We start from the raw sequence: 24,972 nt of genomic DNA, 5'->3' as shown, positions 1-24,972 counted from the left end.
CGTTTGTGGCGGACCCCACAGCCGCCGGCCGATACCGCGTCGCCGCTAATCCGGGCGGCGGGGCGGGAAATCGGCGCGCTTGGCGATCGCGTCGCGATACGCGTAGACCCGGTCCGCGATCGTGCCCAGCACCGCGACGGTCCGGCCGCCGCGCCCGTAGGCGGCGACGAAGCCGCCCGCCCCGGGCCGTCCTTCCACGAACTCCAACGCGTCGTAGTCGGCCGGCACGCCAAGCATCTGCACCTTGACGTCGTACTGATCGGACCAGAAGTACGGCACGTCGTCGAACGTCTCGGCCCGATCCGGGCCCGCCAGCAGCGTGCGGGCGGCGGCGGCCCCCCGCCGCCCGGCGGTGTCCCAGTGCTCGATGCGGAGGTGGCGCTCGTACAGCGGATGCCACCAGCGGGCGACGTCACCCGCGGCGACGACGCCTTTCACGCCCTCGGCGGCGCCCGTCGCGTCGCACACGACTCCGTCGTCGATGCGCAGGCCCGAACCCCGCAGCCAGTCGGTGGCCGGGGTGACACCCAGCCCGACGACGACCAGATCGGCGGGGACCTGCGAGCCGTCGGTGAGCCGCACCCCCTGCACGCGCCCGTTGCCGACGAACGCGTCGACACCGACGCCGACCCGCAGCTCCACGCCGTGGCGTCGATGCAGCTCGGCCCAGCACGGCGCCATCTCCTCGCCCAGCGCCAGCGACAGCAGCCCCCCGGACTTCTCGACCAGCACGACGTCGAGTCCCAGGGATCGGCAACTCGCGGCCACCTCGGCTCCGATGAACCCGCCCCCGACGACCACCACGCGCGGCCGCGCGCCGAGCCGCTCCCGAATGGCCAGGCAGTCCTCGACCGTGCGGAGCAACAACACGCCCTCGGGCACCGGCCCGCCCGGCCAGGCGCGCGGCACGGCGCCGCTGGCGATCACGAGCCCGTCGAAAGGCAAAGCCAGATCACGGTTTTCGTCGCGCACCGCGACGGTGCGCTCCGACATGTCCACTCCGACCGCCGAGGCGCCACGCAGCACGCGCGCGCCGAGGTCGAACTGGGCGGCCATATCGATACCCGCGCGGTGCACCTCGCCGGTGAGCAGCTTCTTCGACAGCGGGGGCCGGTGGTAGGGGGCCTGGCGTTCGGCGCCGACGATGGTGAGGTCGCCGTCGTAGCCGTCCAGTCGCAGTGTTTCGGCGGCCCGCATCCCGGCCACGCCGGCCCCCACCACGACCACCTTGCTCAGTTGATCCGTCGGCACGGGCTTCAGTCCTTCACCGTGATCGCCCGGGTGGGACAGGACACCTCGGCGCCCCTCAACTTGTCGCGGAGCTCGGCCGACGGCTCCCTCTGGAGCACGTGCAGTCCGTCTTCCCGCACATCGAACACCTCGTGGCAGATGCTCATGCACACGCCGTTGCCGTCGCAGGTGTCCAGGTCGACCCAAACCTTCATCACGCGCCCGCCCGCTCGGGCGACAGGTTGGGCCCGCCCGACGTCCGCTGCGACAGCGCGCGCTCGCGGGCGTCCCTGGCCGCCGGCGAATACTCCAGGTAGTCAACAGCCATCTGCGTGGACCCCTCGTCGTTCGGGTGGTGGCGGGGCCGCATATACCGGAGAGGCGTCGTCACGAGCAGCTTCCACGGGCCCGGCAACCGATACTCGCGGGCGGCCCACAGCCAGTCCCGCCAGCGCCATTTGCGATCGATGGTCGGGTCCTGGGCCATCAAGTAGCGGGCTCCCGCGACCCACCAGCCGATGAACAGCGGCGCCGTGAACAACATCGAGAACGCCCTGATCAGGTAGCTCCCGCAGACATGCTGGTAGACGTCGAACACCAGTGCGCGGTGCTCGACCTCCTCGGCGCCGTGCCAGCGCAGCAGGTCGAGCATCATGGGGTCGGCCCGTGCGTAGTCCAGGCCCCGGTTGGTCAGCACCCACTGGCCCAGCATCGCCGTGAAGTGCTCCAGCGCGGCGACATCGGCAAGGCGCCGGTACAGCCACCACCGCTTCATGGCCGGAGGAAACCACCGGGGGGGATCACCCAGCGTCATCGACAACACTCGCCCGAGCCGATCGGTGTACGGCCTGGTGTCGATCCCCTGCTCGGCGAGGCGGTCCAGTACCACCTGGTGCGCCCAGGCGTGCCAGGACTCCTGCTGGATGAACGGTTTGATGGACGCCTCGAGCTCGGGATCGTCGACCATCGACGACGCCTCGAGCACGGCTTTGATGAAGTGCCGCTCGCCCTCGGGCAGCAGCAGGTGCAAGACATTGATCATGTGCGTCGAGAACGGGTCGTCGGGCACCCAGTGCAGCGGCGTCTTCGACCAGTCGAAACGGACCATCCGCCGGTACTGCGGGTGTCCGTCGTGATGAAGTTCTACCTCCGGCACGGCACGCTCCTTCCGGTCGACCGACCGAGGGCCGGTCCTCCCCATCGCCTCGAGGAACCGGTCGACCGCCGCGGAATTCCGAACAGCCCGCGCGGCGACCATCCAACCGGCCGGATACCCGGCCCGTCTGGCCGCTATACATACCGGCGGCGATTTCCGCGGCTCTGGAAGCAATCGCGGCGTGGCGGGGTTGAACGGTGGATGCGCATTGGTGTCGTCTTCCCACAGACCGAACTCGGCGGGGATCCCGCCGTCGTCCGCGCGTACGGGCAACGGGTCGAGGAGCTGGGGTTCACCCACATCCTGGCCTATGACCACGTCGTGGGCGCCGATCCGAAGGTGCACCGAGGCTGGGACGGCCCCTACGACATCGGCTCCACGTTCCACGAGCCGTTCGTCATGTTCGGCTACCTGGCCGCCGTCACGTCGCTGGAACTGGTCACCGGCGTCATCATCCTGCCGCAGCGGCAGTCGGTCCTGGTCGCCAAGCAGGCCGCCGAGGTCGATCTGCTCACCGGCGGCCGGTTCCGGCTTGGCGTCGGCCTGGGTTGGAACGCCGTCGAGTACGAGGCCCTCGGCGAGACGTTCACCAACCGCGGCAGGCGCTCGGAGGAGCAGGTGGAGGTGATGCGCAGGCTGTGGACGGAGCCCTCGGTCACGTTCAACGGGCGGCACCACACGATCACCGCGGCGGGCCTGGCCCCGCTGCCCGTGCAACGCCCGATCCCGGTGTGGTTCGGCGCGGCCTCCGACCGCGCCTACGAGCGCGCCGGACGGCTGGGCGACGGCTGGTTCCCCATGGTGGGCCCGGGGCCGCGGCTCGATCACGCCCTCGAGCAGGTGCGACGCGCGGCGACGGCGGCGGGGCGGGACCCGGAAAGCCTCGGGATGGAGGGGCGCGTGAGCTGGTCCGGCGACCGCGACAAGGTGGCCGCGGACATCGCGGCCTGGAAAGCCGCCGGGGCGACGCACGTTTCGGTGAACACCATGAACGCCGGCCTGGCCACCGTCGACGACCATCTCGCCGCGCTCGAACGGGTGCTCGCCGACCTGGCCTAGCCCCGTGCGATTCTTACTGTCGGCATCACAGTAAATCCGACGGCGAGAAGTCGAGGTCTTCAGATGGCGGCAGGCGCAGACCCCGCGGTGGCCGGACAGCGCGCCCTGGTGATGGGGGCCAGCGGCAACGTCGGAGCGTGCGTGACCCGCCACCTGGTGGCCGGTGGCGCCGACGTCCGGGTGCTGTTGCGAAAATCGAGCTCCACCAAGGGCATCGACGGCCTGGCCGTCGACCGGCATTACGGCGACATCTTCGACACGGCGCAGGTCGCCGCCGCCATGTCCGATCGCGACGTCGTCTACTACTGCGTCGTCGACACCCGAGCCGAATTGCGCGATCCCGCACCGCTGTTCGAAACCAACGTCAAGGGTCTGCGCAACGTCCTCGAGGTGGCCGCGAAGGCCGACCTGCACCGATTCGTGTTCCTGAGCACCATCGGCGCGATCGCGATCGGCGAGCACGGCGAAACCGTGGACGAGGAAACGCCTTTCAACTGGGCGGACCGGGCCGGCAGCTACATCGAGTCGCGCCGTCAGGCCGAGGACCTGGTGTTCTCCTACGCCGCCAACCACGGCCTGCCCGCCGTGGTAACCAACGTGTCCAACCCCTACGGGCCCCCGGACTGGCAGCCGCGGCAGGGAATGCTGGTGCGGCTCGCGGCGCTCGGGAAACTGCCGTTCTATGTGCGCGGCGTCGGCGCCGAGGTGGTGGGCATCGACGACGTCGCCGACGCCCTGCTGCTGGCGGCGCAAAAGGGGCGAATCGGCCAGCGCTACATCATTTCCGAGCGCTACATGACCCAGCGGGAACTTCTCACGCTGGCCGCCGAGGCCGTCGGCGCGCGGCCCCCGCGGATCGGCATACCGATGGCGCTGGTCTACGCGTTCGCCGCGCTGGGCGAGGCCGCGCGACCGCTGCTGCGGCGAGACCTTCCCATCGGTCGCCAAAGCGCCCGGCTGATCGCCCTGACCTCGCCCGCCAGCCACGCCAAGGCCACCCGCGAACTGGGCTGGCACCCCGCGCCCACCGAAGAGTTCATCCGGCGCGCGGCCCAGACCTTCGTCGACAGAGCCGCGGAAGGCGAGTAGCCCCGCACCAAATGCGTTCGCACTTAAATATTGTCAGCGTAGCCATCCCCAACTCGACAGGCCAGACTGCACAGTCTAGGCTGTTCTTATGGCGCGTTTCAGCGAATCCTCCGTCCAGGCCGCCAGGGACCTGCGCGTGGTGTTCAGCAGGTTGCGCAGGAGGCTGCGGGACATCACCACGGGCGATGACCTCACTCCCCCGCAGACGGCGGTGCTGCTGCGACTCGCCAAAAACGGCGCGGCCTCCACCAGCGAGCTCGCCGGTGCGGAACGCGTCCGCCCGCAGTCCATGGCCGCCACCGTGGCGGGGCTCGACCGGCACGGCCTGATCGATCGCGCCCCCGACCCCCATGACGGCCGCCGCCAGCTGATCACGCTGACCGCGCTCGGCCGGCGCCGTGCCGAAGGCCATCGCGCGGTCCGCGAGGAGTGGCTGGTGCGGGCGCTGGAAGACCGTTATACCGAGCGTGAGCGTCGGGTTATCAACGAGGCCCTGGCGCTGCTCGGTCGACTCGACGCATGAAAGGCTCGGTGAAACAATGAGATTCGGTATTCACTACATCGACTTCCTGCCCGGCGACGCGGAGCGCCTGGGTCCCACCCTGGCCGCCACGGCCAGGGCCGCCGAGGACGCCGGCGCCGAGATGTTCTCCCTGGCCGACCATTTCTTCCAGATGGAGGGGGTGGGGCGCGCCGAGGACCCGTTCCTCGAGGGCTACACCTCCATGGGATACCTCGCCGCCCTGACCGAGCGCATCACCCTGACCATGCTCGTCACCGGCGTCACGTACCGATACCCGGGCGTGCTGGCCAAGACGATGACGACGCTGGACGTCCTGGCCGGCGGTCGAACGATGTTCGGGATCGGCGCCGCCTGGTACGACCGCGAGCACCACGCGCTGGGCATCCCGTACCCCCCGCTGCGCGAGCGGTTCGAGATGCTCGAGGAGACGCTGCAGATCTGCCTACAGATGTGGAGCGCCGACGACGGCCCCTACGAGGGCAGCCACTACCGCTTGGCCGAGACCATCTGCCGGCCGCAGCCGCTGCGCCGCCCGCCCATCCTCATCGGGGGTTCGGGCGAACGAAAGACTCTCCGCCTGGTCGCCCAATACGCCGACGTGTGGAACAGCACGTCGTCGCTGGACGAGCTGCCGCACAAGATCGACGTGCTGCGCCGCCACTGCGATGCGGTCGGCCGTGACTTCTCCGAAATCCGCTTGACCGCAGCCTATTACGTCGATCCATTCGCCGACATCGACCAGTACCTGCGCACCCTGGACCGTTACGCCGCGCTGGGTATCGACCTGATCAACACCGGGCCGCTGCCCGGCAACCCCGACCCCGCCGGCTGGGTCACGCGGTTCGGCGATCGGGTGCTCCCCCGCCTCGCCGCCTGACCGCGACCCCACGCCCGCGCGTCCGTCCCGACGGACACCGGGGCGACGCGGCGCTCCGGTAGGCTCCGGTGATCGAGATGCGGGGCCCTGCCGATAGCGGTGCAGCGCAAGCGCCCGACTGGATGAGCCAGCCGGGTGACGGCGGCGCGCCCGTGTCCCAGACCCCTGCCGACCACACGACCGACCCCCCGGCGGCCGCGATGTTTGACGCCGACGCCGAACTTCGATCCGCCCTCGTCCGCGTCGATTGGCCGGCGACCCCGCTCGGATCGCCGGACGGGTGGCCCCAGAGCCTGCAGACCGCGGTGAACATCCTTCTGTCGTCGCGGTTTTCCATGTGGATGGCGTGGGGGCCGGACCTCACGTTCTTCTGTAACTCCGCCTATCGGCACGCCACCCTGGGCCGCAAATACCCGTGGGCGCTCGGGCGCCCCGCCCGCGAGGTGTGGGCGGAGATCTGGGCCGACGTCGGCCCCCGAATCGAGCAGGTGCTCTCCACAGGCCAGGCGACCTGGGACAGGACGCTGCAGCTCTTCGTCGAGCGGTCGGGCTACGTCGAGGAGTCCTACCACACGTTCTCCTACAGCCCGCTGCGCGATGACGGCGGGCAGGTGGCCGGCATGCTGTGCGTCGTCAGCGAGGACACCGACCAGGTGATCGCCGAGCGGCGGCTGGCGACACTGCGTGACCTCGGCTCCGACCCGACCGCGGTGCGCACCGAGGACCAGATGCTGGCCTTCGCGACGCGTCAACTCGGGCTCAACAAGCGCGATTTGCCGTTTGCGCTCATCTATTTGTTCGGCCCAGACGGTGACGCCCGGCTCGGTGGCGTGAGCGGGATCGAAAGCGACCATCCGTTGGCGGTCGCGCTGCCGGACCTGGCCGACGCTGCGGTTCACGGCCTCGGACAACCGGCGCGCAGTGATTCGACGTTGCTGACGCTCAACGGTGAACTCGCGGCGGGCCTGCCGACCGGAGCCTGGCCGGAGCCGCCCACCCAGGCTCTGGCGGTGCCGCTTGTCCAGCAAGGCATCGCGCCCTACGGAATTCTGGTGGCCGGGCTGAATCGCTACCGGAGGCTGGACGACGCCTACCGCGGGTTCCTGCACCTGGTCGCCGCGCATCTGGCGGCGGGAATCGGCAGTGCGCGCAGCTACCAGGCCCAGTTGCGACGGGCCGAGGAACTCGCAGAGCTGGACCGCGCCAAGACGACGTTCTTCTCCAACATCAGCCACGAACTGCGCACACCGCTGACGCTGATCCTCGGGCCGGTGGCCGAAATGCGGGCGCGGGCCGACGGTTTCGACGCCGGCACGCGGGAGGAACTCGACGTCATCCATCGCAACGGCCTGCGCCTGATCAAGCTCGTCAACACGCTGCTCGACTTTTCGCGCATTCAGGCCGGCCGCATGCAGGCCCATTACGAGCCCGTCGACCTGGCTGCCGTCACCGCGGACCTGGCCAGCATCTTCCGGTCTGCCGTCGAGCGCGCGGGGCTGGTCCTCGACGTGGACTGCCCGCCGCTGGACGAGCCGGTGTACCTGGACCGCGACATGTGGGAAAAGGTCGTCCTCAACCTGCTGTCGAACGCGCTGAAATTCACGTTCGAAGGCTCCATCACCGTCGCGGTGCGCCGGGACGCCGGTGATGCCGTCGTCACCGTCAGCGACACCGGCATCGGCGTCCCCGCCGCCGAAGTGCCGCGGTTGTTCGAGCGGTTTCGCCGCATCGAAACGCCCTACGCCCGCTCCGCCGAGGGCAGCGGAATCGGGTTGGCTCTGGTCAAGGAACTGGTGGGCATGCACGGCGGCGGCATCACCGTGGACAGCGTCGACGGCGCGGGCACCTCTTTCACGATCCGCTTGCCTCTGGGCACCGCGCACCTGCCGCCCGATGCCGTCTCGCCCACCGAGAGTTCTCGCGGCGGTTCGGGTATCGCCGAGCCGTACGTGCAGGAGGCCCTGCGGTGGGTGGCCACCGACGCGGCCACCGTGGCGTCGCCGGACGCGGACGTGGGCCTAGCTCCGGTCGGCGCCTTCGGCCAGGCGTGGAGCGCCGGGCCACCGCCGCGGGTGCTGATCGCCGACGACAACATCGACATGCGCGAGTATCTGGCACGTTTGCTCGGGGCCGCGGGTTACCTCGTCGAGTCGGTCAGCGACGGCGTGCAGGCCTTGGCGGCCGTGCGCGCCAAAGCGCCGGATCTGGTCATCAGCGACGTGATGATGCCCCGGCTGGACGGGATGACGCTGGTCAAGGAGTTGCGTGCGGATGCGCGCACCGCCGCCGTACCGGTCGTGCTGGTGTCCGCCCACGCCGGGCAGGAAGCCTCCATCGAAGGATTGCGTGCCGGCGCCGACGACTACCTCGTCAAGCCGTTCGTCGCCGCCGAACTGCTGGCCCGCGTGCGCGCGAACATCGAATTGGCGCGGCTGCGCAACCACCAGGCCCGCTGGCGCAGCGCGTTGATCGAATCCACCCAGGAAGCGTTCTTCGTGTGCGACGACCGCGGCGCCGTTACCGAGATCAACGCCGCGTTCACCCAGATCCTGGGCTATGGCCAAGGCGGCCTGCCGTACCAGGCCCCGCACCCGTGGTGGCCCGATGCGGACAACGACCACGACTCGTACGTACAACTCGCCGACGTCTCCAGGGCGCTCCGCGGCGAGACCAGCGGCACCTACGTCGTGCCCGCCGTCCACCGCGACGGGCATCGGATATGGATCCGGACGGCCGTCAACCACGCCCGCGACCCCGACACCGGCAGGCGGGTGGTGGTCGGAACATTCGACGACGTCACCACCGAGCACTACGCCGTGCAACGCCAGAGTGCGCTGGCCGACCTCAATGAGCAACTGGCGCAAGCGGATACGGTCGACGACGCGGTCCACGCCGCCGTCCGGGGCCTGCGCCGGCTCTGGCGGGCGCACCGTGTCGTCGCCCTCACGTTTCCCCTTCGGGCCGGCCAGTCGGGCACCCCGCACTCCGGCTGGGGACCACCCAGTCTGGTGTCGGATGGCGGGCCCGCACTGTGGGCCGACTTGCCGGCCGCGACCCAGGACACGATCTGCTCGTTGCGCGACGGTCAGATGCTGACCGCCGACACCACCGAACACGGGGCGGCCGGCATCGCCCTGCAGCATCCGCTGGGCGTGCTGGTGATCTGGGTCGAACTCGCCGAACGACGCCCGTTCAGCGCAGACGACCAGACGCTGCTGACGGTTCTGGCCGGTCGGCTGGGGCAGGGCCTGCAGCGGGTCCACCAGATCGACCAGCAACGCGAGACCGCCCTGGCGCTGCAGCACGCCATGCTCGGCCCCTCGGTCTTGCCCGCCGGATTCGCGGTGCGGTACCAGCCCGCCGCGCGTCCCCTACAGGTCGGGGGAGATTGGTACGACGCGGTCGAGCTGGAAGACGGTCGCGTGGCGCTGATCGTCGGGGACTGCGTCGGGCACGGGCTGGCGGCGGCGACGGTGATGGGGCAGCTGCGCAGCGCCTGCCGCGCGCTGCTGCTGGAGAATCCCAGCCCGGGTTCGGCACTCGAGGGGCTCGACCGATTCGCCGCGCAGCTGCCCGGTGCCCGGTGCACCACCGCGTTCTGCGCGGTGCTCGACGGCGAGACCGGGGAGTTGGTGTATTCCAGCGCCGGTCACCCGCCTGCCGTACTCGTTCATTGCGACCGCACGGTCCAGCTGCTCGACGACGGACGCGGCATCCCGCTGGGTTTGCGCCTGCGGTCGGATCGGCATCGTCCCGAAGCGCGGCTCAGCTTGCCGGCGCGGGCGACCCTGCTGCTCTACACGGACGGTCTCGTCGAGCGGCGCCGCGTCGCGCTCGACATCGGCATCGCGCGCGCCGCCGACATCGTGCGCGGTTGTGGCGACACCACGCTGGACTACCTGGCGAGCGAGCTGATGACGAACCTCGCGCCGCGCGGCGGCTACCAGGACGACGTCGCCGTCTTGCTCTACCGGCAGCCCCCGCCGCTGGAGATGTCCTTTCCCGCCGAGGTCAACCAGCTCGGCCCGACCCGCGCCGCGCTGCGCGGCTGGCTTGCGCGCGCCGGAGTCAATGCCGATCAGACCCTCAGCATCCTGGTGGCCGCCGGCGAGGCGGTCGCCAATGCCATCGAACACGGCCACCGCCACACGTCGGGCAACATCGGCCTCCGCGCGAGCGTGATGGCCGACGACGTGCACATCACAATCACCGACACCGGCAGCTGGAAGGCGCCCCAACCGGCTCCCGGAAATCATCGCGGGCGTGGCTTCACCCTGATGCGCGGCCTCATGAATGGCGTCACCGTCGCGCCGGGCGCTGCGGGCACCACCGTGGAGCTGCGGGCGAGGATCACCGGATGACCACCCCACTGAGCGTCACCCGGGAGCGCCGCGGTGAGGGTGGGGACGCGTTGATCGTGCGGGGCGAACTCGACCTCAGCAACATCGCCACCTTCACTGACGCACTGCGCGATGCCGTGACCGGGGGCGGGACCGTGGTCGTCGACTTCGGCGCGGTGGAGTACCTGGACAGCGCGGCGATCAATGCGCTCTTCGACCACGTCGGTCAAATCGAGATCATCGCGAACGAGATGTTGATGCCGCTCCTCACGGTCAGCGGACTGACCGACGTGGTGGCCGTGCGTCCCGCGCCGGAATAACCGCGCGGCGCCGGCCGTTGGTGGGGGGCGACGGTGCCGGACATTCCCCCGGGTACCACCTGAAGAATCGTCGCTTCGAGCGACCACCTGCCGAGAGGCGCGAAGCCGGCACCGTCCCTCCTGCTTTCCCCGCCGCCGCGGGGTTTTGAACCGGGCCATCCGGGCGATCCTGATCAAAACCCCAAGGCTCGGAGGAACCCTCGTGGATCAGCAAAACAACTTGGACCCGGCGCCAACGCCGAAGGACGCCCGGGAGGCGACCGAGGAGCAACGTCGCCTGCAGGAGCAACTCGAGCACCGCGATGGTGATCCGGACGCGCCGGGTCTGCACCAATCGCGGCACGACGTCGCCGACGAAAGCCGACGGTAGCTGCGCACGGGCGACTTGTGTTGTGCGACAACGGGTCCGGGAGGGCTTGATTCAAGCCCTCGGACAGCGGGTATCCGAGGGCGTCGCACGTAAGCGAGGGGGACGTAAGCAATGACAGTCGAACGAGGCCGTACCCGGTGCCCGCGTTGTATGGCGTGGGCCAACTACCGGTTCCTGGAGAATGGCGAAAACCTGCTCGAGTACGCGGTGAATTGCGAAGCCTGCGGGAATTTGCACTCCGAGGTGGCCTCCGTACCGACTGCCCAAACGGCCGCGGCGTAGGTCGGTCGGTTCCCCGCTATTTCCAGGCGAACACCGGTTGTTCGAGACCGTCGACGGGGTCGTGGCGACCCTCCAGGCATAACCAGCGCACCTGCAGCAGCACCGCGCCCGTCGGCGCGTGAATCAAGTCGTTTCCCAACGGAATCTGCACCACCGGCCGCGGGCTCTCGGGGATGCCGATGAACCGCGGCGAATCGTCGCGTTGCAGTTGGTGCAGCCCGACCCGATAGACCGCGACCACCTCGTCGGGCGCGGGCCGGGGGTCAAGCCGACCGCCGCCCCACAGCACCACGGGGGTGATGACGTAGCCGGACCGCGTCGCGTAGTCGTCGAGCAGCCCCAGCACGTCGTCGCCGGACAGAGTGATGCCGACCTCCTCATCCAACTCCCGCAGTGCGGCGTCGACCGCGGTTTCGCCGGGGTCCAGCCGACCGCCCGGCAGCGCCCACTGCGCGGAATGGGAACTGAGCCGAGTTGCCCTGCGGCACAGCAGGAATGCCGCGCCACCGGACACGCCGACCATACGGCCGTCGAGGTCGGCGCCGGGCATGGGCCGGCCCGCGTTCCAGTCCTCCACCGACACCGGGTTGACCCTGTCCTCGCCCACTTCGGAGTCGACCAGGACCACCGCGACGGCCGCGTGCCGCCTGCTCGGGTCGGTCACCGCCCGGCGGTCGTGACCCGCGATGTTCGCGCGCACCCGTTCGCGCAGCGCGCCGTCGTAGGGGATCGTCACCGCTCGACTATATGCACGGCCCGCGGCCAGGAGCGTCGTGATCGTGAACCGGTACTAAGCGCTCGTCACTAGCGGCAACTCCGGCAGCCACAGGGTGCTCTGTGTAATCGGGAACTCGGCCTCCGGCCGGAAGCCGGGGACCACTGCCACATGCCCGGCCCGGTCCACCCACTCCTCGACCAGCACGCGCAACACCTGCCGGACGATGTGCCCGCCGCGGCACCGCATCGACCCGGCACCCAGACTCCAATGCCGGTGGGCCCTGACGCCGATCACGAGATCATCGGTGGACATGGCGTCACTGCCGTCGCGCTGCACCGCAGCGATGCACAACATCACCACCACGCCGGGCGGCAGCTCTACACCCCCGACGGTCGTTGGCTGGTTGGTGAAGCGCTGGCAACCCTGCACCATCGGCTCCAACCGCAGGACCTCTTCGACGAACTCGCGTATCAGCTCGGGCTCGCGTCGAAGCGCGTCGCGCAGCTCGGGGCGGCGTGCCAATTCGAATAAGTGCCAGCCGGCGTGTTTGAACAGGTTGCGGCACGCCTCCAAAAAGACGTGGCCGGACCGCCCATACAGGTGTCCCACGGGCAACAGCCGCAGGCGCGACACGATATCGAAAAGGGCGCCGGCCATCGGCGTGGTCACGTCGGCCACCGCGTCGCCGCCGCCGGCGGCGACGAATCGATCGATCTGCGCGGCGGCGATCGGACGGAACTGCGCGGCGATGTCGTGGGCTGCTTTGGGCGCGAATAGCTGGCGGTGAACCTCGAGATCGCTGTCGGGCACGGCACGGGCGCGATCCAACCCTGCATCGTCCAGATGCGCCAACACCTCCACCCGCCCCACCACGAACACCCAGTTAGCCCCTGGATCGCGCAGAACCGGGCCGGCCTGTCGCGCCAGGCGCCAACCCAGGCCGCGGTCCGTGGGCAGGGCGGCTCCCGCCTCGGGGGGAAACTCTGGACAGTCGGCTAGCTTCACAAGCGCCCTCAAGCCGTGCTGCGCCGGTATCTGGCGACGTGCCCCAGGGCCATGTTGAGTGCGAGTTCAAGGGGACGGGCGCTACGCGTGGCCTGCCCCATGAGTAGTCCGCCTTGCAGCGCGCTCATCATCGTCAACGCGAGATCGTCCGCGTCGGCCTCAGCGGCGAGTTCCCCATTGGCGCGCATAGCCGCGAAGCCCTTGGACAAATAGGACTGCCAGTCGGCGAAGGACCGCGCGAGCTCCTGTCGCGCCGATTCGGATCGGTCGGCGAGCTCGCTCACGAGTGAGCCCAGTGGACAGCCGCCGACACCTTGCGTTTCGCTGACCATGGACACGAGATGATCGCACCAGCGCTGCAGACCCTCCCAGGAGGAGAGCTCGCTCAGCAGCGGTTCCTGCGCGGCGATCACGCGGGCGAACTGGGTTTTGATCACCTCACCGATGAGCGCGTCTTTGTTTTCGAAGTAGTGATACAGCTGCGACCGGCTGGTGCCGGTGGCCGTCATCACGGCGTCCAGGCTCGTCCCGGCGACCCCGTACTCCCGAACGAGGGTGGCCGCTCCAGCCACGATGCGAGCCTTCGTCGCCGCGCCGCGATCGGTCAGCCGTGCGGTAGGACGACCCCCCTTCGAAGCCATGGCCGCACACTATCCGGATTGGAATTGTCAGTCCAGTTTTCTCGCAGCATGATGCCGAGTAGTCAACGAACCACCGTGAAGGGAAGCCGATGTCGCGACTCAACTATGGCCAGCCGCTGCCCGCGCTCGAGATTCCCGCCGTCGGTGGCGGCATGATGTCGCTGCCCGGCGACCTCGCCGGCTCCTACGGGGTCATCTTGATCTATCGCGGTTCCTGGTGCCCGTACTGCAACGCGCAACTCAGCGCGTTCTCGCGCGCGCTCGACACGCTGAGCGAACTCGGTGCCAAAGTAGTCGCCTTCTCCGTCGACGATGAGGACACGTCCGCGGCGCTCGTCGCCAAACGCGGGCTGCGTTTTCCGGTTGGCCACAGCGCCGACGCCGGCAAGGTCGCCGCGGCGGTAGGTGCGTACGTCAACGACGATCCGCACTATCTGCAATCGACTGGCTTCATCCTGGCGCCCGATGGGACGATACGGCTCGCCGTGTACTCAAGCGGGGCGATCGGGCGGCTGGTCGCTGACGACGTCGTCGGCTTCATCCGATATCTGACCGACCACCCGGAGGCTCGTTGAGCAGGTGCCCCAAGGCTCCGGTTCGATGAGATCCCAATAAAACTCGACGACGAGGGTAACCGAGTCCATGTCATGGCAACAGCGACCACGCTATGAACCGCTGTTCCGGCAGGCATCCATCGGCGGGGTTGACCTGGGGAACCGCGTCGCGCTGGCGCCGATGACCCGAGTCAGCGCGACGGCCGACGGTGTTCCCACCGATCGGATCGGCTCCTATTACCGGACTTTCGCCGAGGGTGAGTTCGGACTGTTGATCACCGAAGGTCTCTACATCGATGAACAGACCAGCCAGGGTTACTTCTTCCAACCCGGCATCGCCAATCCCGCTCAGGCCGCGGCCTGGAAACCAGTTGTCGCCGGCGTCCATGCCGCCGGGTCGAAGTTCTTCGCCCAACTGACGCACGCCGGCAGCCAGTCACAGGGCAACCCGCACACCACCGCCACCTGGGGGCCCTCAGCAGTGCGTCCCCGGGGTGAGCAGCTGGCGATGTACCGCGGGTCAGGGCCATTTCAGGTACCCGAGGCGATGACCACTGAGCAGATCGGTCAGGTCCGCGCCGCGTTCGTCGACGCGGCCCGGTTGGCACGCGACGCGGGGTTCGACGGCGTCGAGATCCATGGCGCCAACGGATATTTGCTCGACGCATTCCTCACCGAATACATGAACACCCGCGCCGACAGCTACGGCGGCAGCGTCGCCAACCGCGTCCGGTTGGCGAGCGAGGTCTGCGGTGACGTCGCAGCCGCCGTCGGTGCGGACATCGCCGTTGGTATCCGTATCTCCCAGGGCAAGGTTTCAGATAATCATCATCGGTGGGCGGGCGGCGAGGATGACGCCGCCGCGATCTTCACCGCACTGGCCGACACCGGCATCGACTACATCCACACCACCGAGTACCGAGCTCTGGCACCGGCCTTCGGAGCGGCCGGAATGACGTTGGCACAGCTTGCCAAGCAGTACAGCGGGCTGTCGATCATCGCCAACGGCCACCTGGATGATCCCCGCGACGCGGCCTCGATCATCGACTCCGGCTCCGCCGATGTCGTCGCCCTTGCCAAACCCGCGCTGGCCAACCGGGACTGGCCGCGGCGCGTGCGAACGGGCCAACCGCTGTCGCCTGACGTGCCCGCCGATCTGTTCGGGCCAGTAGCAACTGTCAAAGACTGGGAAGTCGCCGCGACGACGGGCGGGGCTGCCCGCCCGCAAGGCCATGACGACAGCCGCCTCCGATCCAAAAGCGCTGACGCAACGAGCAATCAGCAATCGCTGGGAACCATCTCGGGCAGGGAAGCAATCGAGTAGTCAGCACCTCCGAGGTGAGACGCGGCGATCGCCAGACCGCTGCACTGCAGGGCGGCGAAGCCTGACTCCCGAGCCCGCTCTGCGAGTCGGGAGGCTTTGCCTTGACTACTCGTCATAATGAATCCTCAATTCGTGCAACATGATCGAATATCTATGTAGAATAGCTATATGATATTTTTATCCGGCGTCGCGCAAACTGTCGTCAGGACCACCGGTTGCGTCCGTGGTCCCCGGAAGCCCGCAGGATGAATCAAAATCAAGCGGCGGATTTCCGTCGTCAACTCATGGCGCTGCAACGGCGTCTTCGCCGCGAGATGGCGTCGGGCTCGGTGCCGCTGTCTGACGCACTGGTACTGGGTGCGATCGAGCGCCGCGGCGCGGCGGCGTCGCCGGGGCAAATCGCGGCGGACCTGCTCATGGCGACCTCCAACGTCGCGGCGTCTCTGCGGCTTCTGGAGCGCGAGGGACTCATCCGGCGCGGCCGCGATCCCGACGATGCTCGCCGTGTCCTCATCGAGATCACGGCGGCCGGCCGGCGATATGTGTCCGACGATCGACAGCGCCGAGACGGCTGGCTCTGCGAGGCCATCAACGCGACACTGAGCAGCCGCGAGCAGGACACCCTGCGTCGTGCCGGCGAGCTGATGAATCGCCTGGCCGCCCACGGCCTGGACCACTGAGACCACGAAGTGTTCATCCGAGCGTCTTCGACACGTCTAGATCAGGCCGGCAGGGTTTGATCGCCGACTTTGTCGATGACTTCCTGTTCGCTTTCGGCGGGCACCCGGGTGCTGATCAGGAAGCGATTGAACATGTTGTACCAACAGATCACCACGATGTAGTTTCGTGCGGTGTGATCGCCGAATCGATCCTTGAGCGCGGTCAGGGTGGCGTCTTGCAAGCCTGCGGTGCTGGTGATCTCCTCAGTCGCGCGCATGACCAAAGCCGCGTCCTCGTCAAGGCCAGTCACCGGGCCGTCGTTCTGGATGCCTTCCTTCTCGGCTTCCGTAGCGCCAAGATTGTCTAGCATCCGCAGATTCGGCCCCCACGGGTTGACGCAGCCGAGAATCTTGGCGATGCGCAGAACGATGAACTCGCGGATCTTGGGATCGACACCGTCGACCCGAAATACGGCCCGCGCCAGGGCAATCATCGGGCGCCCGACGCCGGTGCCCATCATCATCCGTCCGTCCTTGTAGTTGCGGCCGTAGTCGTGCAGGAACTTCACGTCGTCCGCTCCGAGTTCTTCATCGGTGGGCAACGGGATTGAGACCGCGAACGGGTAGCTGTTCAGGTGAGGCATCCGAAGGTCCTTTCTTCCAACATTCCGGTGACACGGCACCACGTATCGACGCAATCGCCGCGACCGCAGCTGTCGCGGATATCTATATATTATAGCTATCTATCGTAGGCAATGCTAGATGCGGCCACACGTCGCGCCCCGCTGAACGGTCTTGCTGGGCCGCCTCTTCAGCAACTTCGTCGCGCGTGCGACCGCGGTCCGCCATGCCGACCGGGCCGCGTGCGTGAATCCGGCGGCAGCCTCAGACGGTCACCGTCGTGGCAGGATGCGCCGAGCGGCGGTTCGTCCTCACGAAACGCCTTCGACGACGGACCTCAGTGACGCGCCGATGGCACGCATCCCCCGCAGCGCCGCGTCTCGGAGGTCGGGACCCGCGGCGTCCCAATTGGCGATCGCAGCGTAGGCGAAACACACGTCGTTTCGGCCCACCGTTCCGACGTCTGCCCGGACCCCCGTATCGGTGCCAGTTTTGTTGCGGACGAGCAAGTTTTGATCTGACACCGCATGGGCTAACGGATCGAGGCCGAAAGCGGACGCGACCATGGACAGATCGACGCCAGTAGCCAGCCACGCATTCACCTGTTCCGAAACCGTCGATGAGATCAGGTCCTTGCGGGCCAGTTGACTTATCAGACGCGACAACTCCGATGCCGACCCCGTAGACAGTGTCGGCGGGTCATCGGGGCCACGGTGATCTCGGACGTAGTCCAGCAACATCGTGTGGACCAAGCCAAGGGACTCGGCAAGGTCGCGAATCCTGGGCAGGCCCACGCGCTTGAGAAGGACGTTTGTGGCCAGATTGTCACTGACGCTGGCGGTCAGCACGCAGAGGTCGTCAATGGGCAACTTCTCGATACGAAGGTGCTGCCAGATGCCCGAGTCGGCGACCTGGAGCTCCGGATCCCGGGCGAGCACGGTGGCACCCGTGAGATCGCCTGCGCCGCATTGCCGTGCAACCTCGACGAGCAACAGGAGTTTGCCGATGCTCGCCGTCCGCATCGAACGATCGGCGTTGGACCACGCCAATTTCTGACCCTCCGCATCGCGAATGCAGATCGACCAGTCGACGTCGGCGGTCGCACCCGTGACGTCGTCGATCGATCGCTGCAGTGCCTCCAGCCCTCGGGTCATTGGGGTCCGCTCCGACGATCTCCGGTGTTGTAGGTTCTCAGTTTCCGTTTCCTGTCGCGGTCGCCTGACCTGCGCAGGAGCAGGTTGTCTCACGCCGTTCCATACGGGATTGTCTCATTTACTGTTACGTTTCAAGCTGAGCGTTGCGGCGCCTTAAGGGCGCATCGATGGAGGCACCGACACCGCGGCGAGTTCCGCAACATCTTTTCAGCGCGCCACTCAACAACGCCGCCCCACAACGCCGTTCGGATTTGGCTGGAATGCGAGGGCCTCAGGGCCGGCACTGTCACCGCACTCATGGACGCGATAGCGTGGCCGAGTTGCTGCCTGGCTGCGCAGGTTATCGCCTGGCCCAGCAGCCTGGCTCTTGACAATCGACATACCCATGCGTAACTCTTTAAAAGAGCATTCAATGGTTACGCGAGGGTGAGGTGCGGAGGGTTGCAGCAGCCACGGAGGGTGTCGACCGGACATCGCACAAGGTTCGTGAAGCCTTGACGCGCGACCACGAACCGCTAGCGGTACCGGGCTCGGAACCTGAAGCAAGGACTGCGAGCCGCCGGGCGCCCGTCGAGATCGTCAAGGAACTCTACGCAAAGTTGACTGCCGGCGATCCAGGCGGCGCTCTCGACCTGATGTCTGACGACATTGAGTGGATCACCATGATGGACTACAAGGTCGCCGGCCGCGGCCCGCAAAAAGTCCTTGAGGGCATGCTGGTACCGGCAATGCAAGAGTGGGAACCGTACACGCTCACACCGCACGAATTCATCTGCGACGGCGATAAAGTCGTATCGGTCGGGCGGTTCACGGGAACGAACCGTGCGACCGGTAAACATGTGGAGGTTGACTACTCCCACATCTGGGAACTCCAGGGCCACAAGATTATACGACACCGCCAATTCATCGACACCGGCAAGATTGAGCCGGCGCGCCATCCCGGCTGAGGCCGCTGCGGCGCGGACGTCGCAGAACATCTGCGTGGTATCGATCGAGTGGCGCTCGATCCGCCAACGCGCCGACGATTCTGCTCCTTCCTGGGTTCACATCATGGTCGGGCACGGGCGACTTCGCGTCGGGCCCGCTTGCTGAAAATGGCTTATCTCGTCGACGACTTCCTCAGCGGCACAGCACAAAGCCATTGGCGCGGCGCAGCAGAAAGGGGTTTGTAGAGTGGGCGAGACGTTGCGGGGTAAGACCGTTGTCGTGGTGGGGCAAGGGGGTGGTATTGCGCGTGCCGTCACGGTTGTGGCCCGTTCTGAGGGCGCTCGAGTCGTGGTTGCCGGGCGCGACAAGGCCCGATTGGCAGCCGCTTACCAGGACCCAGGTATCGATGCCGAGATTGTGGACGTGACCGATGATTCGTCGATCGCGGCCCTCGCACAGCGAGTAGGGCTTGTTGACCATGTCGTGTCGGCGGTCTCGGCGCGCGCACGGGGAAGACTTGATGCGCTGGAGCGTGCGAGCCTGCTGAAATCGTTTGATACCAAGGTGCTTGGGCCGATGATGCTGGCGAAACGCTTCGCGGCACAGATCAATCGGGATGGGTCGTTCGTCCTTTTTTCGGGGTTTCCCGCTTTCAAGATCAATGTCGGCTTTCTTGGGGTGGCGATCACCGACGGTGCGGTCGACTTTTTGACGCGCTCGTTGGCTGTCGAGCTAGCTCCGATCCGGGTCAATGCGATCTCTCCGGGTGTCATTGACTCCGGCGCGTGGGATTCGCTGGGCGAACAGGGCAAGCGCGACCACTTCGGGAACGCGAGCCGCACCAACTTGGCGCAGCGGATAGGGACGGCCGAGGAGGTGGCCGATGCCGTGCTTTTCGCGATGACGAACACATTTCTAAGCGGTGTGACGCTGAAGGTCGACGGCGGCCAGCATCTGACGTGATCCCTTGCCGGCGATTGGGCCGCTGCCGGCGGCGGTTCACGTTGTCCCGTTGGTGTATCAGCCGGCGGATGTTCGGTGGCGCCGTACTTTGGCGCGGTTGCCGCACAGTGCCATGGAACACCACCGCCGGCGGTGGGCTTTGGTGCGGTCGTAAAAGATAATGGTGCAACCAGGGCATTGCCGGATCAGGGTCGGGTCGGCGTCGACGAGCAGGTGCGCCCAGGCTTGTGCGGAGGGGACCAGAAGCTGGGTGGGCTGCTCCCAGTGCCGCCGCTCATGCAGCATCATCGTGTCGTCGTTGTCGGGGTTGAGTTGGGTGTATCGGCGATCCTGGGACAGCAGCGCATTGAGCTCGTCGATCACATCTGCGGGGAATGGCACCGGCTTTTCGCCGGTCCAGGCCAGCAGAAGCGGCCGCAGCTTTTCCCGAAGAGTACGGGCGTCCGCGGCGGCAGCGTCGAGTTGATCAGCGTGGAACAGATCCTCGAGTACTACGAGGTCGTCGTGATCGATGAGTTCCGTGCGCGCGAGCCACTGAAGATAATCAGCGCCGTTTCCGATCAATTCGATGGGCTCTGCACCCGGGGACGGTGTGGCCCGGCTGTTCAGCAGTTCCAGGGCAGGGTGTCCTGCGAGGCCGACGATGAGATCGAGCGGCTGCATCAGCCTCACCTCCCGGCGGATCGCCGAAGCACTGGTAACCCCTCAGGTACAAGTTGACAGGTTATCAAGCGGCTGCGTAACCTCTGATATACATTTTCAACAGTTACATGAGTCGATGGGGGCATGTGTCGCGATGGGTGTCATCAGCCACAAGAGGATCAATGTCGACGGTCTAGGGGTTTTTGTTCGTGAGTCCGGTGATCGATCGCGACCGACCCTGGTGCTGTTGCCCGGATATCCGTCGAGCACCCGAGCGTACGTGCGGCTCATCGACCTGCTGGCCAACCACTGGCATGTCGTCGCGATCGACTACCCCGGTTTTGGTTCCTCTGACCCGCTGCCTGATGAGCCCACCTTCGACGATCTGGCGGTGGTCACCGCCGCGACCATCGACGCGCTCGGCATCGGCGACTATGCGGTGTACATGTTCGACTTCGGTGCGCCGGTCGGATTTCGTATTGCCCTCGACCACGACGAGCGGGTCCGCGCGGTCATCACCCAAAACGGCAACGCCTACACCGAGGGTTTCGGACCGGGCGTCGCCCCGTTAGCGGAGTGGTGGGCCGATAAGGATGCCGGTGAGGCGACTGTCGACTGGTTCGTCAGCCTGGCCGGGACTCAGCATCAGTGGCAGGCCGGCGCCCGCGACGTCGAACACATCGACCCCGAGCAGGCACTGGCCGATCAGCTCGTGCTGGACCGTCCCGGCCGCGCCGCCTACATGAAGGCCCTGCTGTGGGACTACCAGAACAACCCGCCCCGCTACCCACAGTGGCAGGCATGGCTGCGCCGCCGCCAACCCGCACTGCTGGCGATCTGGGGCGCGAACGACCCGTTCTTCATCCCAGCCGGCGCCCAGGCCTACCGCAACGACGTTCCCGACGCCGAGGTGGTGCTGCTCGACACCGGCCACTTCGCACTGGAAGAAGAACTCGATGAAATCGCGCTGCAGATTGAAACACTGATGGCCGCCACCTTCGCGGCGGAATGACGATGACAACCGACACAACCTTCGTCCTGGTCCATGCCGCGTGGGCCGACAGCTCCAGCTGGGCACCCGTCATCCATCAACTACAGCAGCGCGGCCACAACGTCGTCGCAGCACCCCTACCGCTGACCTCGTTCGGCGAGGACATCGCAGCGCTTAACCGAGTTCTCGAGCGCATCCCGGGGCGAACCGTTCTCGGCGGTCACGCGTACGCCGGCGCGGTCATCAGCGCGGCACATACCGATTCGGTGACAGCTTTGGTCTACGTCGCCGCGATCGCACCCGACGAGGGTGAAACCGTCGCCAGTCTGTTTCACCGCGCTCCTGCCCATCGTCTCGCCCCTGCCCTGGAGCCAGATCGTCACGGCTTGATTTGGTTGCCGCACAGCGCTTTCGCAGCAGCATTCGCACAAAACGCCAGCCCTGAACAATGCGCCATGCTCGCCGCAGTCCAGCGTCCCCTCTCGCCATCATGCATCTCCGCACCCGCCCCGCGGCCCGCCTGGAAAGATCTGCCGAGCTGGTCCTTCATCGCCGAAAACGATCGCATGATCGCCGCAGAAACCCAGCACTTCGTCGCCACCCGAATGAACGCAACCATCCACTCCGTCGATGCCGACCACTTACCAATGCTCACCAACCCCGATAGCGTCACCGAGATACTGCTCGCCGCGGCCAACCACTCCTCATGAACCGCGGCAGCTAACGATTAGCGTCCGTTCGCCATCGCCCCTGCTTCTGACCGTGGACCGATCCCGGCGGTGGGTAGCCACGACAACCACGTGGCCAAGGCGTAAGCCGCGTGGTCGAAACCGAGACCTTGGCGGGCTGACGACGGGATGGGGCGGACGCGGCGAACAGCGAACTTAGCTGACACGAGCCGATCGCGAGGTGCCCTTCATCGAAAATGGTGACGACGTGGGCCCTTCCCGGCAGGGCCGGCCACATCCTGTCACTGACACGTATCGGGGCGCTCATTATGTGCAGTAAGCACGTCGCCAAATTACTTGCGGCCAAAGAAGTTCGACGATTGCGTGCGAATTTGTCTCGATGCGAGCTTAGACGTTAGTCCGACGATGATCGGCGGGCAGCGTGATCGTCCGAGCCCATGCTCAGTTGGCCCCGCGCGCGCTGCTCGTCGGCGATGCTGCGACGGAGAACGATTTATCTCAAATACCGGTGCGCGGGTGCCCGCACACCCGCGGCCTGCGACAACTCCCTGGCCCGAGGGGGACACCCGAAGCTGCAGGCGTCGGCGGAGGGCCCCCGGCACCGTTATCGGATCGTGGAGCCTACGCCGTGGGCGGATGGTCCCATCGGCAGGTGTCTAGGCTGTCCACCCACGACACCAAGTCTTCGAGGTAGTCATGCTTTCGGATCTTCGCTGGTGGGTCTTCCGGTTTCGTGTCCTTGAATGCTTCTTCGAGCTTGCCATCTTCCACAATAGCGCCGAGGATCTTGCGGACAACGTGCTCGGTGCCCTCTCCCGGGGCCTTTTGAAGGATCTTTGTCAGCGCGTAAGTCGCTGAGCGCAGCGATCCTTCGATGAAGCCGGTGTAGTCGGCAAAGGCCTCACCGCAGATGTGGATGTGCGGCCCCGCCGTTTTGTCTAACGTGATGTCGGCGAGGTCTGCCATGGCCTGCCAGAACGGCCGCTCGGGTCGCCACGCGTGATTGCCGGCGCCGTAGGGCATCCGACCCCAGTCCATGATGCCGCACCAGATGATGTCGGCTTCAGTGATATCGGGCACGTGATTGTCGTTAATGTATTGCACGAGACGCTGTTTGAGGCGTGCGCGAATCATCTTGCGGTTCTTGTCGACCGGTTCCTCACGCTTCTGATCGTCTGTCGCGTCCTTGCCGTCCTTCGGTTTCGGTGGTTTGGGGAGGCAGAGCTCTTCGACATCATTCTGTGGGCCGGCAGGTACGTAGTTGGCCCAGAATGACGATGCGGGCCGGTCGGTGTAGAGCATGACCATGCCGCGACGGCTGTTCGGGTCGCGGCTTTTCCAGTAGTGGACTTCGCGGGTGGGGAATCGCGTGGCGAACCAGTTGGTGCGTTTGGTTTCCTCCCACCAGCGGTCGCGGACCACGAAGAATGTCTTGACCATGGGAAACCCGAAGGACGAATCGAGAATCGTGGGGAGCGCGGCATAGCGTTCGCCCTCGAGTTGGTTGTGGGCGTCCCTGAGAACCTGACTCGCCATGACGATTTCGTGCGCTGGTGATTTCGGCAGGGCGAGTATCACCCGGCTGTAATCGGCGCGCGCGTGCTCTCCTCCTTTTGCGAATGTGAGCCCGAGTCCACTCCCTGTTTCGGGCCGGCCGATCGTGGCGACGTGTGCGTTCAAATGTAGACGGATCTCCCCCTTGCCTACGGTGCACACTCCCGGCCCACCGCCCAGGCCCGGCGAGGGCGGGTAGTTCATTTTGTGGAGCAGGCTCGCGATGATGGCCTGCATGCCGCCGTAGATGCCCTGTAGCTGGCTGCTGATCGACAGGGACCGCAGCTGCCAGGTCAACCAGTGAGCGGCGTTCGGATTCTCGGGCAGCAGGTGATAAAACGTGCCGAGGTCGCGGACTTTAGTCAAAGCATTGTGACTCAGGTAAATAGACATGAGATTCCAAAACCCCATGGCGTACAAAGGAACATCTACGGACTCGTCGCCAGCGTCGACCTTGATATGACCGTACCGCGCGATCACCCAGTAGTCGTCCTCGCGAAGAGTCTTGGCCCACCTCGTGAAAATCGGCCCGGGCGGTTCCTGCACCGCAGCGCCATCCCGTAACTCGGCGATCAACGCCTCACGCTTCTGCTTGTAGGCTTTGGGTTTACCGGTGTCGGGTTGGGTCCATTTGGTCCTGTCGACGTCCTGCATACGCTCGTCCTCGACGATGAAGCTGTGGACCACGGCACGGCACAGCGCCAGGTTCATCAATTCGAGCGGGCTCTTATTCTCCTCGTCTGGCCGCAGCTGGTAGACCGGGTCTTCATCTGATACCGGCGAGGTGAACGACGGAAACGGCTCAAGGTGTGCTGCCTTCAAACGCACCTTGATGTTCTCAGCGGAATCCCTATCGCCCTTGGTGCGCGTGCCTTTTTGCCTGTGATCGAGAATGCCCAAGTGCTCGAGGAGGAATCCCAATAACACCTGGACTTCGAGTTCGATTCGCATCGGACCGAATTCAGCGCAGAACTCGAGGTTCTCGTACCGTCCGTCGACGACATCGAGCTCGTTGATGACGGCATTGTCTTTGACGCTGTGCGGCTTGCTCTCTCGTTCCTGATTCTCGGCCTCGTCCATCAGGTCCCGGTGCAGCAGGAAAGACCGGATACGTCCGCCGAACTCATCGGAGGACTCCATCAAGTCGACGGAATAGCCTTCGTGTGCAAGGACATAAGCACTGAACAAGCCGGTGATTCCGCCGCCGACTATGGCGATCGACTCTTTCGATTTGGCTTCCGCGGTGACCTCGGGCTGCGACGTGTTCATATGTCAGTTCAACCT

The 24,972-nt window shown here is 66.4% G+C and carries 24 protein-coding genes; 14 read left to right on the top strand and 10 right to left on the bottom strand.

The features are described 5' to 3' along the window. Positions 1-45 precede the first annotated feature (45 nt). Genes BN971_RS20520 through BN971_RS20510 form a run of 3 tightly spaced genes read right to left on the bottom strand, consistent with a single transcriptional unit; the run spans position 46 to position 2,386 of the window. Positions 46-1,251: an NAD(P)/FAD-dependent oxidoreductase gene (locus BN971_RS20520; RefSeq protein ID WP_085179721.1), complete on the bottom strand. Its 1,206-nt coding sequence runs from the start codon at positions 1,249-1,251 to the stop codon at positions 46-48. Positions 1,252-1,256: 5 nt separating this feature from the next. Then, entirely contained in the window at positions 1,257-1,445 is a 189-nt protein-coding gene (locus tag BN971_RS20515; RefSeq protein WP_085179722.1) for a ferredoxin, read from the bottom strand. Then, entirely contained in the window at positions 1,445-2,386 is a 942-nt protein-coding gene (locus BN971_RS20510; RefSeq protein ID WP_085179856.1) for a metal-dependent hydrolase, read from the bottom strand. Before BN971_RS20510 ends, BN971_RS20515 begins: the two co-directional genes overlap by 1 nt. Before the next feature lie 201 nt (positions 2,387-2,587). Here BN971_RS20510 and BN971_RS20505 point away from each other — a divergent pair, with 201 nt between their 5' ends. From BN971_RS20505 to BN971_RS25200, 7 genes are all read left to right on the top strand, one after another. After that, positions 2,588-3,445, top strand: a complete 858-nt coding sequence (locus BN971_RS20505) for an LLM class F420-dependent oxidoreductase (protein WP_085179723.1) — start codon at positions 2,588-2,590, stop codon at positions 3,443-3,445. 63 nt (positions 3,446-3,508) lie between these two features. After that, positions 3,509-4,534 carry an NAD-dependent epimerase/dehydratase family protein gene (locus BN971_RS20500; protein ID WP_085179724.1) on the top strand — a complete coding sequence of 342 codons (1,026 nt, stop codon included), beginning with the start codon at positions 3,509-3,511 and terminating at the stop codon, positions 4,532-4,534. 88 nt (positions 4,535-4,622) lie between these two features. Continuing rightward, a complete protein-coding gene (locus BN971_RS20495; RefSeq protein WP_085179725.1) occupies positions 4,623-5,057 on the top strand; it encodes a MarR family winged helix-turn-helix transcriptional regulator in 435 nt (144 codons plus the stop codon). Positions 5,058-5,073: 16 nt separating this feature from the next. Beyond that, complete coding sequence (locus BN971_RS20490) at positions 5,074-5,934, top strand: LLM class F420-dependent oxidoreductase (protein WP_085179726.1); 861 nt, start codon at positions 5,074-5,076, stop codon at positions 5,932-5,934. A 200-nt stretch (positions 5,935-6,134) separates the two neighbouring features. Then, positions 6,135-10,295 carry a SpoIIE family protein phosphatase gene (locus tag BN971_RS20485; protein ID WP_085179857.1) on the top strand — a complete coding sequence of 1,387 codons (4,161 nt, stop codon included), beginning with the start codon at positions 6,135-6,137 and terminating at the stop codon, positions 10,293-10,295. After that, a complete protein-coding gene (locus tag BN971_RS20480; RefSeq protein WP_085179727.1) occupies positions 10,292-10,594 on the top strand; it encodes an STAS domain-containing protein in 303 nt (100 codons plus the stop codon). Before BN971_RS20485 ends, BN971_RS20480 begins: the two co-directional genes overlap by 4 nt. A 202-nt stretch (positions 10,595-10,796) precedes the next feature. After that, positions 10,797-10,964 carry a hypothetical protein gene (locus BN971_RS25200; protein WP_169718556.1) on the top strand — a complete coding sequence of 56 codons (168 nt, stop codon included), beginning with the start codon at positions 10,797-10,799 and terminating at the stop codon, positions 10,962-10,964. Positions 10,965-11,262: 298 nt separating this feature from the next. Here BN971_RS25200 and BN971_RS20470 read toward each other — a convergent pair whose 3' ends face one another. From BN971_RS20470 to BN971_RS20460, 3 genes are all read right to left on the bottom strand, one after another. Continuing rightward, positions 11,263-11,982, bottom strand: coding sequence for an NUDIX hydrolase (locus tag BN971_RS20470; protein WP_085179729.1), 720 nt, complete (start codon positions 11,980-11,982; stop codon positions 11,263-11,265). 54 nt (positions 11,983-12,036) lie between these two features. Beyond that, complete coding sequence (locus BN971_RS20465; RefSeq protein WP_085179730.1) at positions 12,037-12,843, bottom strand: cytochrome P450; 807 nt, start codon at positions 12,841-12,843, stop codon at positions 12,037-12,039. Between the two features lie 134 nt (positions 12,844-12,977). After that, positions 12,978-13,610: a TetR/AcrR family transcriptional regulator gene (locus BN971_RS20460; protein WP_085179731.1), complete on the bottom strand. Its 633-nt coding sequence runs from the start codon at positions 13,608-13,610 to the stop codon at positions 12,978-12,980. Between the two features lie 89 nt (positions 13,611-13,699). Between BN971_RS20460 and BN971_RS20455 the strand changes: the two genes are divergently transcribed. The 3 genes from BN971_RS20455 to BN971_RS20445 all read left to right on the top strand — a co-directional run bounded on the left by BN971_RS20455 (position 13,700) and on the right by BN971_RS20445 (position 16,168). Further along, positions 13,700-14,185 (top strand): redoxin domain-containing protein, encoded by a 486-nt coding sequence (locus BN971_RS20455; protein WP_085179732.1) that lies wholly within the window; start codon positions 13,700-13,702, stop codon positions 14,183-14,185. 67 nt (positions 14,186-14,252) lie between these two features. After that, positions 14,253-15,488 (top strand): oxidoreductase, encoded by a 1,236-nt coding sequence (locus tag BN971_RS20450; RefSeq protein WP_085179733.1) that lies wholly within the window; start codon positions 14,253-14,255, stop codon positions 15,486-15,488. A gap of 284 nt (positions 15,489-15,772) precedes the next feature. Continuing rightward, positions 15,773-16,168, top strand: a complete 396-nt coding sequence (locus tag BN971_RS20445) for a MarR family winged helix-turn-helix transcriptional regulator (protein WP_169718557.1) — start codon at positions 15,773-15,775, stop codon at positions 16,166-16,168. Between the two features lie 41 nt (positions 16,169-16,209). On the opposite strand, the gene BN971_RS20440 is transcribed toward BN971_RS20445, so the two are convergent. Next, positions 16,210-16,791: a carboxymuconolactone decarboxylase family protein gene (locus BN971_RS20440; RefSeq protein ID WP_085179735.1), complete on the bottom strand. Its 582-nt coding sequence runs from the start codon at positions 16,789-16,791 to the stop codon at positions 16,210-16,212. A 288-nt stretch (positions 16,792-17,079) separates the two neighbouring features. Then, positions 17,080-17,922, bottom strand: coding sequence for a serine hydrolase (locus tag BN971_RS20435; protein WP_085179736.1), 843 nt, complete (start codon positions 17,920-17,922; stop codon positions 17,080-17,082). Positions 17,923-18,416: 494 nt separating this feature from the next. On the opposite strand from BN971_RS20435, the gene BN971_RS20430 reads away from it, so the two are divergent. Both BN971_RS20430 and BN971_RS20425 read left to right on the top strand, forming a co-directional pair. Next, positions 18,417-18,869: a nuclear transport factor 2 family protein gene (locus tag BN971_RS20430; RefSeq protein WP_169718558.1), complete on the top strand. Its 453-nt coding sequence runs from the start codon at positions 18,417-18,419 to the stop codon at positions 18,867-18,869. A 226-nt stretch (positions 18,870-19,095) separates the two neighbouring features. Beyond that, positions 19,096-19,812: an SDR family oxidoreductase gene (locus BN971_RS20425; protein WP_085179738.1), complete on the top strand. Its 717-nt coding sequence runs from the start codon at positions 19,096-19,098 to the stop codon at positions 19,810-19,812. A gap of 57 nt (positions 19,813-19,869) precedes the next feature. On the opposite strand, the gene BN971_RS26040 is transcribed toward BN971_RS20425, so the two are convergent. Then, positions 19,870-20,475 carry a CGNR zinc finger domain-containing protein gene (locus BN971_RS26040; protein WP_085179739.1) on the bottom strand — a complete coding sequence of 202 codons (606 nt, stop codon included), beginning with the start codon at positions 20,473-20,475 and terminating at the stop codon, positions 19,870-19,872. On the opposite strand from BN971_RS26040, the gene BN971_RS20415 reads away from it, so the two are divergent. After that, the gene (locus BN971_RS20415; RefSeq protein ID WP_211279780.1) at positions 20,456-21,466 is read left to right on the top strand and encodes an alpha/beta fold hydrolase; all 1,011 of its coding nucleotides are present in this window, start codon (positions 20,456-20,458) and stop codon (positions 21,464-21,466) included. The genes BN971_RS26040 and BN971_RS20415 overlap by 20 nt on opposite strands. Positions 21,467-21,468: 2 nt before the next feature. After that, positions 21,469-22,155, top strand: a complete 687-nt coding sequence (locus BN971_RS20410) for an alpha/beta hydrolase (protein ID WP_211279781.1) — start codon at positions 21,469-21,471, stop codon at positions 22,153-22,155. 600 nt (positions 22,156-22,755) lie between these two features. Here the strand turns inward: BN971_RS20410 and BN971_RS20405 are convergent. Continuing rightward, positions 22,756-24,957 carry an FAD-dependent oxidoreductase gene (locus BN971_RS20405; RefSeq protein WP_085179742.1) on the bottom strand — a complete coding sequence of 734 codons (2,202 nt, stop codon included), beginning with the start codon at positions 24,955-24,957 and terminating at the stop codon, positions 22,756-22,758. Positions 24,958-24,972 lie beyond the last annotated feature (15 nt).

Source organism: Mycobacterium bohemicum DSM 44277, from assembly GCF_001053185.1.
In the GTDB taxonomy this organism is placed as follows: domain Bacteria; phylum Actinomycetota; class Actinomycetes; order Mycobacteriales; family Mycobacteriaceae; genus Mycobacterium; species Mycobacterium bohemicum.
The sequence above is the reverse complement of the archived record's forward strand: the minus strand, read 5'-3'. Positions and strand labels throughout refer to the sequence as shown.

Excerpts from the sequence above, each read along its gene's own strand:
- BN971_RS26040 (WP_085179739.1), bottom strand. The coding sequence starts at position 20,475 with ATGCAGCCGCTCGATCTCATCGTCGGCCTCGCAGGACACCCTGCCCTG.
- BN971_RS20450 (WP_085179733.1), top strand. The coding sequence starts at position 14,253 with ATGTCATGGCAACAGCGACCACGCTATGAACCGCTGTTCCGGCAGGCA.
- BN971_RS20405 (WP_085179742.1), bottom strand. The coding sequence starts at position 24,957 with ATGAACACGTCGCAGCCCGAGGTCACCGCGGAAGCCAAATCGAAAGAG.
- BN971_RS20415 (WP_211279780.1), top strand. The coding sequence starts at position 20,456 with ATGAGATCGAGCGGCTGCATCAGCCTCACCTCCCGGCGGATCGCCGAA.
- BN971_RS20440 (WP_085179735.1), bottom strand. The coding sequence starts at position 16,791 with ATGCCTCACCTGAACAGCTACCCGTTCGCGGTCTCAATCCCGTTGCCC.
- BN971_RS20485 (WP_085179857.1), top strand. The coding sequence starts at position 6,135 with ATGTTTGACGCCGACGCCGAACTTCGATCCGCCCTCGTCCGCGTCGAT.
- BN971_RS20490 (WP_085179726.1), top strand. The coding sequence starts at position 5,074 with ATGAGATTCGGTATTCACTACATCGACTTCCTGCCCGGCGACGCGGAG.
- BN971_RS20455 (WP_085179732.1), top strand. The coding sequence starts at position 13,700 with ATGTCGCGACTCAACTATGGCCAGCCGCTGCCCGCGCTCGAGATTCCC.
- BN971_RS20445 (WP_169718557.1), top strand. The coding sequence starts at position 15,773 with ATGGCGCTGCAACGGCGTCTTCGCCGCGAGATGGCGTCGGGCTCGGTG.
- BN971_RS20505 (WP_085179723.1), top strand. The coding sequence starts at position 2,588 with ATGCGCATTGGTGTCGTCTTCCCACAGACCGAACTCGGCGGGGATCCC.
- BN971_RS20410 (WP_211279781.1), top strand. The coding sequence starts at position 21,469 with ATGACAACCGACACAACCTTCGTCCTGGTCCATGCCGCGTGGGCCGAC.
- BN971_RS20515 (WP_085179722.1), bottom strand. The coding sequence starts at position 1,445 with ATGAAGGTTTGGGTCGACCTGGACACCTGCGACGGCAACGGCGTGTGC.
- BN971_RS20460 (WP_085179731.1), bottom strand. The coding sequence starts at position 13,610 with ATGGCTTCGAAGGGGGGTCGTCCTACCGCACGGCTGACCGATCGCGGC.
- BN971_RS20435 (WP_085179736.1), bottom strand. The coding sequence starts at position 17,922 with ATGACCCGAGGGCTGGAGGCACTGCAGCGATCGATCGACGACGTCACG.
- BN971_RS20495 (WP_085179725.1), top strand. The coding sequence starts at position 4,623 with ATGGCGCGTTTCAGCGAATCCTCCGTCCAGGCCGCCAGGGACCTGCGC.
- BN971_RS20480 (WP_085179727.1), top strand. The coding sequence starts at position 10,292 with ATGACCACCCCACTGAGCGTCACCCGGGAGCGCCGCGGTGAGGGTGGG.
- BN971_RS20500 (WP_085179724.1), top strand. The coding sequence starts at position 3,509 with ATGGCGGCAGGCGCAGACCCCGCGGTGGCCGGACAGCGCGCCCTGGTG.